Origin of the sequence: Streptococcus oralis, assembly GCF_001579025.1 — a bacterium.
GTDB lineage: Bacteria > Bacillota > Bacilli > Lactobacillales > Streptococcaceae > Streptococcus > Streptococcus oralis_X.
The window spans coordinates 160145-167413 of record NZ_KQ970235.1; the positions used below are offsets into that span (position 1 = coordinate 160145).

Here is a 7269-nt window from a genome sequence, read left to right on the forward strand (position 1 = left end):
GAACTCATGAGTAAGAAAAGACGTGATCGTCATAAAAAAGGACATCAAGAACCACAATTTGACTTTGACGAAGCAAAAGACTTGACTGTTGGTCAAGTCATTCGTAAGAATGAAGAGGTCGAAGCAGGAGTATTGCCTGAGGACAGTATCTTAGACAAATACATCAAACAGCACCGTGAAGAAATCGAAGCCGACAAGTTTGAAACTCGTCAGTTTAAAAAAGAAGAACTAGCTTCTACTCAAAACCTAGAGGAAATGATCCAAGAAGTTCGTGAATCAAGTGAACCTTCTGATCAGGTAGACGATTCAGACATGGTTGCTGAAGAATCTATTGAAGAGATAGAAAATGAAGAGACTACTCAGTTTGTTCCACCACTTCAAGATGAAGAAAATGCTGAAATAGAGCCTCTCGTTTTGACAGAAACAGAGCCCAAGGAAATAAATGAGGAACAAGAAGAGGAGACCTATACACCTCTATCACGTTCAGCTCAAACAGAACCTGAAACAGGCTCTAAGAAGAAAGGTGTCATCATCACTGCTTCAGTAGTCGCTGCAATCCTTGTGCTTGCTGGAACATATTATGTCTACCGCCAAGTATCTCGTTCAAACCAAGAAATCCAGTCTTCTCAAGCAGCCTCTTCGGATGATCAAGGGACACAAACAGCTTTGAAAGACTTCAATGATCTCTATGATACTTTCTATACAGATGCTAATAAGACTGCTCTGAAAAACAGCCAGTTTGATAAATTGAGCCAACTGAAAACCTTGCTAGATAAGTTAGAAGGTAGCCGTGATTATACACTAGCTAAGTCAAGATATGATAGCCTAGCAACTCAAATCAAGGCCATTCAAGATGTTAATGCCCTCTTTGAAAGCCCAGCTATTACGGACGGTGTCTTGGATACCAATGCGAAAGCCAAAGCGGACGCTAAATTTACAGAAATTAAGACAGGCAACACAGAACTAGACAAACTCTTGGATAAGGCCATTAGTCTTGGCAAGAGCCAACAAACCAGTGCTTCCAGCTCAAGTTCAAGCTCTAGCACGAGTCAAGCAAGCTCAAGTTCAGCTACAGAAAGCAATGCAAGCGGTACGACACCTTCAACCAGCACTACGGCACCAGCTAGAGACACAAATGGTGGTTTGTCTGGCGATGGGGTTAATCTTCAAAGAAGTGCTAGTCGTGTACCGTACAACCAATCAGCTGTAGATGATAGCAACAACCCTGCTTGGACCTTTGCGGATGGTGTATTGGAACAAGTCCTAGCAACATCACGTGCTCGTGGCTATATCACTGGGAATCAATATATCCTAGAACGTGTCAATATCGTAAACGGAAATGGTTATTACAACCTCTATAAACCAGATGGAACCTATCTCTTCACCCTCAACTGTAAGACAGGTTACTTTGTAGGGAATGGTTCTGGTCATGCAGATGACTTGGACTACTAGGACTCCGTTACAAAATTCTTTCCTTTCATAGGTAAAAATGATAAAATAAAACATATTAAACAAGAGGAGTGTCACATGACAAAAGCTAACTTTGGTGTCGTTGGTATGGCCGTAATGGGTCGTAACCTTGCCCTAAATATCGAATCTCGTGGTTATACAGTTGCCATTTACAACCGTAGTAAAGAAAAAACAGAAGACGTAATTGCTTGCCATCCTGAAAAGAACTTTGTGCCAAGCTATGACGTGGAAAGCTTTGTAAACTCAATCGAAAAACCTCGTCGTATCATGCTGATGGTTCAAGCAGGACCTGGTACAGACGCAACTATCCAAGCTCTTCTTCCCCACCTTGACAAGGGTGATATCTTGATCGATGGAGGAAACACTTTCTACAAAGATACTATCCGTCGTAATGAAGAACTAGCAAACTCAGGGATCAACTTCATCGGTACAGGTGTTTCTGGTGGTGAAAAGGGTGCCCTTGAAGGTCCTTCTATCATGCCTGGTGGACAAAAAGAAGCCTACGAATTGGTAGCTGATGTTCTTGAAGAAATCTCTGCAAAAGCACCAGAAGATGGAAAACCATGTGTGACTTACATCGGTCCTGATGGAGCTGGTCACTATGTGAAGATGGTCCACAACGGTATCGAGTATGGTGATATGCAATTGATCGCAGAAAGCTATGACTTGATGCAACACTTGCTTGGCCTTTCTGCAGAAGACATGGCTGAAATCTTTACTGAGTGGAACAAGGGAGAGTTGGACAGCTACTTGATCGAAATCACAGCTGATATCTTGAGCCGTAAAGACGATGAAGGTCAAGATGGACCAATCGTAGACTACATCCTGGATGCTGCAGGAAACAAAGGAACTGGTAAATGGACTAGCCAATCAGCTCTTGACCTTGGTGTGCCATTGTCACTGATTACTGAGTCAGTATTTGCCCGCTACATCTCCACATACAAAGAAGAGCGTGTACATGCTAGCAAGGTCCTTCCAAAACCAGCTGATTTCAAATTTGAAGGTGACAAGGCTGAGTTGATCGAAAAGATCCGTCAAGCCCTTTACTTCTCAAAAATCATTTCATACGCACAAGGTTTTGCTCAATTGCGTGTAGCTTCTAAAGAAAACAACTGGAACTTGCCATTTGCGGACATCGCCTCTATCTGGCGTGATGGCTGTATCATCCGTTCTCGTTTCTTGCAAAAGATCACAGATGCCTACAACCGCGATGCTGATCTTGCTAACCTTCTCTTGGATGAGTACTTCTTGGATGTTACTGCCAAGTACCAACAAGCAGTGCGCGATATCGTAGCTCTTGCTGTTCAAGCTGGTGTACCAGTGCCAACTTTCTCAGCAGCTATTACTTACTTTGATAGCTACCGTTCAGCAGACCTTCCAGCTAACTTGATCCAAGCGCAACGTGACTACTTTGGTGCCCACACTTACCAACGTAAAGACAAAGAAGGAACATTCCACTACTCTTGGTATGACGAAAAATAAGTAGGTCTGCCATGGGGAAACGGATTTTATTACTTGAGAAAGAACGAAATCTCGCTCATTTTCTCAGTCTGGAACTCCAAAAAGAGCAATACCGTGTTGATCTGGTCGAGGAGGGGCAAAAAGCCCTCTCCATGGCTCTCCAGACAGATTATGACTTGATTTTACTGAATGCTCGTCTGGGGAATATGACGGCCCAGGATTTTGCAGAGAGGCTGAGTCGGACAAAACCTGCCTCAGTGATTATGGTCTTGGACCATCGCGAAGAATTGCAAGACCAGATTGAGACAATCCAGCGCTTCGCCGTTTCTTACATCTATAAGCCAGTGATTATTGATCAGCTGGTGGCTCGTATTTCAGCGATTTTCCGAGGTCGGGACTTTATCGACCAACACTGTAGTCAGATGAAGGTCCCAACGTCTTACCGCAATTTGCGTATGGATGTAGAACATCATACCGTTTATCGTGGCGAGGAGATGATTGCTCTGACGCGCCGTGAGTATGACCTTTTGGCCACTCTCATGGGAAGCAAGAAGGTCTTGACTCGTGAGCAGTTGTTGGAAAGTGTTTGGAAGTACGAAAGTGCGACAGAAACTAATATCGTGGATGTTTATATCCGTTATCTACGTAGCAAGCTTGATGTAAAAGGCCAAAAAAGCTACATTAAAACCGTGCGTGGTGTTGGGTACACCATGCAAGAATAGAAAAGCAGTTGCAGTTGTGTAACTGCTTTTTTTGAGAAGTTTCTATATATTGACATACAATAAAGTCTTTGCTACAATCAGTTATGGAGGAAAGATCTAATGAAAAAATTTAAAATAATGATGCAAGTTGGACTCGCAGTCTTTTTCTTTGCTTTGCTAGCGACAAGCACCGTCTTTGCGGATGATGCTGATTCAGAAGGCTGGCAATTTGTCCAAGAAAATGGTAGAACCTACTACAAGAAGGGTGAGATAAAAGAAAAGGCCTGGCGAGTGATTGATGGCAAGACCTATTATTTTGATCATGTATCAGGAGAAATGGTTGTCGGCTGGCAATATATTCCCATGCCAGACAAAGGTAGTACAATTGGTCCTTACCCAAATGGTTTAAGATTAGAATATATGCCAATGTCAAGATGGTACTACTTTAATCAAGATGGCGTACTACAAGAGTTTGTTGGCAAGCAAGTTTTAGAAGCGAAAACTGATACAAATATCGATAAGTATCATGGTGAACAATATGATAGCCCAGCAGAGAAACGAGTCTATTATTTTGAAGATCAGCGTAGCTATCACACTTTAAAAACTGGTTGGGTATATGACGACGGGCAATGGTACTATTTACAAAAAAATGGCGGATTCGAATCCCGTATCAACAGTTTAAAGGTTGGAGAACTAACGCGTGGCTGGATAAACGATGATTCGACTTGGTACTATCTAGATCCAACAACCGCTGCAATGCAAACTGGTTGGCAGCAACTTGGCAATAAGTGGTACTATCTCCGTTCATCAGGAGCAATGGCGACTGGCTGGTATCAGGTAGGTTCATCTTGGTATTATCTAGATGCTCAAAATGGTGATATGAAGACAGGTTGGGCTTATGTTGGCAACAGTTGGTACTACCTTCGTTCATCAGGAGCTATGGCAACTGGCTGGTATCAGGAAGGTTCGACTTGGTATTATCTACATACAAGTAATGGAGATATGAAGACAGGCTGGTTCCAGGTTAATGGCAAATGGTACTACGCATATAGTTCAGGTGCTTTAGCAGTGAATACGACCGTAGAAGGCTATTCGGTCAACTATAATGGCGAATGGGTCCAATAATGAAAGAGGCGATTGTGAAGGAAACAATCGCTTTTTTTGTGAAAATATAATAAAATAGATAGGAGAAAATACTACTGTATGAAATGAGACGGTCTTTTCGTCTGCTTAAAGGAACACATGACAAAAAAAGTTGGTGTCGGTCAGGCACATAGTAAGATTATTTTAATAGGAGAGCACGCTGTTGTATACGGCTATCCTGCCATTTCCCTACCTCTCTTAGAGGTGGAAGTGACTTGTAAGGTAGTCCCTTCTGAAAGCCCATGGCGTCTTTATGAGGAGGATACCTTGTCCATGGCGGTATATGCCTCGCTGGAGCATCTAAATATCAAGGATGCTTGCATTCGTTGTCAGATTGACTCAGCTATCCCTGAAAAACGTGGGATGGGTTCGTCAGCGGCTATCAGTATAGCAGCCATTCGAGCTGTTTTTGACTACTATCAAGCCAACTTGCCTCATGATATACTAGAAATCTTGGTCAATCGGGCTGAGATGATTGCCCATATGAATCCAAGCGGGTTGGATGCCAAGACCTGCCTCAGTGACCAACCCATTCGCTTTATTAAAAACGTTGGATTTACAGAGCTTAAGATGAACCTATCCGCTTATTTGGTCATTGCAGATACAGGTGTGTATGGCCACACTCGTGAAGCAATCCAAGTAGTTCAAAGTAAGGGCAAGGATGCCCTACCGTTTTTGCATGCCTTGGGAGAATTGACCCAGCAGGCAGAAGATGCGATTAGAAGAAAAGATGCTGAGGGACTGGGACAAATCCTCAGTCAAGCGCATTTACATCTAAAAGAAATTGGTGTCAGTAGCCCTGAGGCAGATTCCCTCGTTGAAACGGCTCTGAGCTACGGAGCTCTAGGTGCCAAGATGAGTGGTGGTGGACTAGGAGGCTGTATTATCGCCTTGGTAGCCAATCTGGACCAAGCACAAGAACTAGCAAAACGATTAGAAGAGAAAGGAGCTGTTCAGACATGGATCGAAAGCCTGTAACAGTACGTTCCTACGCAAATATTGCCATTATCAAATATTGGGGAAAGAAAAAAGAAAAAGAAATGGTTCCTGCGACCAGCAGTATTTCTCTGACTTTAGAAAACATGTACACAGAGACGACCTTGTCGCCTTTACCGACGGATGCGACTGCTGATGCCTTTTATATCAATGGTCAACTTCAGAGTGAGGTCGAGCATGCCAAGATGAGCAAAATCATTGACCGCTACCGTCCGGCTGGGGAAGGTTTTGTCCGTATTGATACTCAAAACAACATGCCGACTGCGGCTGGCTTATCATCCAGTTCTAGTGGTTTGTCCGCCTTGGTCAAGGCATGCAATGCTTATTTCCAGCTTGGTTTGGATCGGAGTCAGTTGGCACAGGAGGCTAAGTTTGCCTCAGGTTCTTCCTCTCGTAGTTTTTATGGACCACTGGGTGCTTGGGATAAGGATAGTGGGGAAATCTACCCTGTAGAGACAGACCTGAAACTAGCTATGATTATGTTGGTGCTAGAGGACAAGAAAAAACCAATTTCTAGCCGTGATGGGATGAAACTTTGTGTGGAAACCTCGACGACCTTTGATGACTGGGTTCGCCAGTCTGAGAAGGATTATCAGGATATGCTGGTTTATCTCAAAGAGAATGATTTTGTCAAGGTTGGGGAATTAACGGAGAAAAATGCCCTTGCTATGCACGCTACGACCAAAACAGCATCCCCAGCCTTTTCTTATCTAACGGATGCGACTTATGAAGCGATGGACTTTGTCCGTCAACTTCGTGAACAAGGCGAAGCCTGCTACTTTACCATGGATGCCGGTCCCAATGTCAAGATTCTCTGTCAGGAGAAAGACTTGGAGCATTTATCAGAAATTTTCGGTCAACGTTACCGCTTGATTGTGTCAAAAACAAAGGATTTGAGCCAAGATGATTGCTGTTAAAACTTGCGGAAAACTATACTGGGCAGGGGAATATGCTATTTTAGAGCCAGGACAGTTGGCCTTGATAAAGGCGATACCTATCTATATGAAGGCTGAGATTGCTTTTTCTGAGAACTATCGTATCTACTCAGACATGTTTGATTTCGCAGTGGACTTGACGCCAAATCCTGACTACAGCTTGATTCAAGAAACGATTGCTCTAGTGGAAGATTTCCTCGTTTATCGTGGGCAAGCCTTGCGACCTTTTTCCTTGGAAATTCGTGGAAAAATGGAACGGGAAGGCAAAAAGTTTGGTCTAGGTTCTAGTGGTAGCGTCGTTGTCTTGGTGATCAAGGCCCTGCTGGCTCTATATGATATTACGGTTGATCAGGAACTCTTGTTCAAGCTGGCTAGCGCGGTCTTACTCAAGCGAGGAGACAATGGTTCTATGGGAGACCTTGCCTGTATCGTTGCAGAGGATTTGGTTCTCTACCAGTCATTTGATCGCAAAAAGGTGGCTGCTTGGTTGCAAGAAGAAAGCTTGGCGACGGTTTTGGAGCGTGACTGGGGCTTTTCTATCTCACAAGTTAAACCAACCCTAG

The 7269-nt window shown here is 43.6% G+C and carries 7 protein-coding genes; all 7 read left to right on the forward strand.

The features are described 5' to 3' along the window. The first annotated feature begins 6 nt into the window (after positions 1 to 6). The gene (gene mapZ, locus SORDD27_RS00710) at positions 7 to 1452 is read left to right on the forward strand and encodes a cell division site-positioning protein MapZ (RefSeq protein WP_061426755.1); all 1446 of its coding nucleotides are present in this window, start codon (positions 7 to 9) and stop codon (positions 1450 to 1452) included. A 75-nt stretch (positions 1453 to 1527) separates the two neighbouring features. Further along, positions 1528 to 2952 carry an NADP-dependent phosphogluconate dehydrogenase gene (gene gndA / locus SORDD27_RS00715; RefSeq protein WP_061426757.1) on the forward strand — a complete coding sequence of 475 codons (1425 nt, stop codon included), beginning with the start codon at positions 1528 to 1530 and terminating at the stop codon, positions 2950 to 2952. An 11-nt stretch (positions 2953 to 2963) separates the two neighbouring features. Continuing rightward, entirely contained in the window at positions 2964 to 3653 is a 690-nt protein-coding gene (locus SORDD27_RS00720) for a response regulator transcription factor (RefSeq protein ID WP_061426759.1), read from the forward strand. Positions 3654 to 3752: 99 nt separating this feature from the next. After that, positions 3753 to 4757, forward strand: coding sequence for an N-acetylmuramoyl-L-alanine amidase family protein (locus SORDD27_RS00725; protein WP_061426761.1), 1005 nt, complete (start codon positions 3753 to 3755; stop codon positions 4755 to 4757). A gap of 117 nt (positions 4758 to 4874) precedes the next feature. Next, positions 4875 to 5753, forward strand: a complete 879-nt coding sequence (gene mvk / locus SORDD27_RS00730) for a mevalonate kinase (RefSeq protein ID WP_061426763.1) — start codon at positions 4875 to 4877, stop codon at positions 5751 to 5753. After that, positions 5735 to 6688 (forward strand): diphosphomevalonate decarboxylase, encoded by a 954-nt coding sequence (mvaD, locus tag SORDD27_RS00735; protein ID WP_061426765.1) that lies wholly within the window; start codon positions 5735 to 5737, stop codon positions 6686 to 6688. Before mvk ends, mvaD begins: the two co-directional genes overlap by 19 nt. Further along, the coding region (locus SORDD27_RS00740; RefSeq protein WP_414162621.1) for a mevalonate kinase family protein at positions 6675 to 7269 on the forward strand (595 nt) is incomplete at its 3' end. The genes mvaD and SORDD27_RS00740, both read left to right, overlap by 14 nt.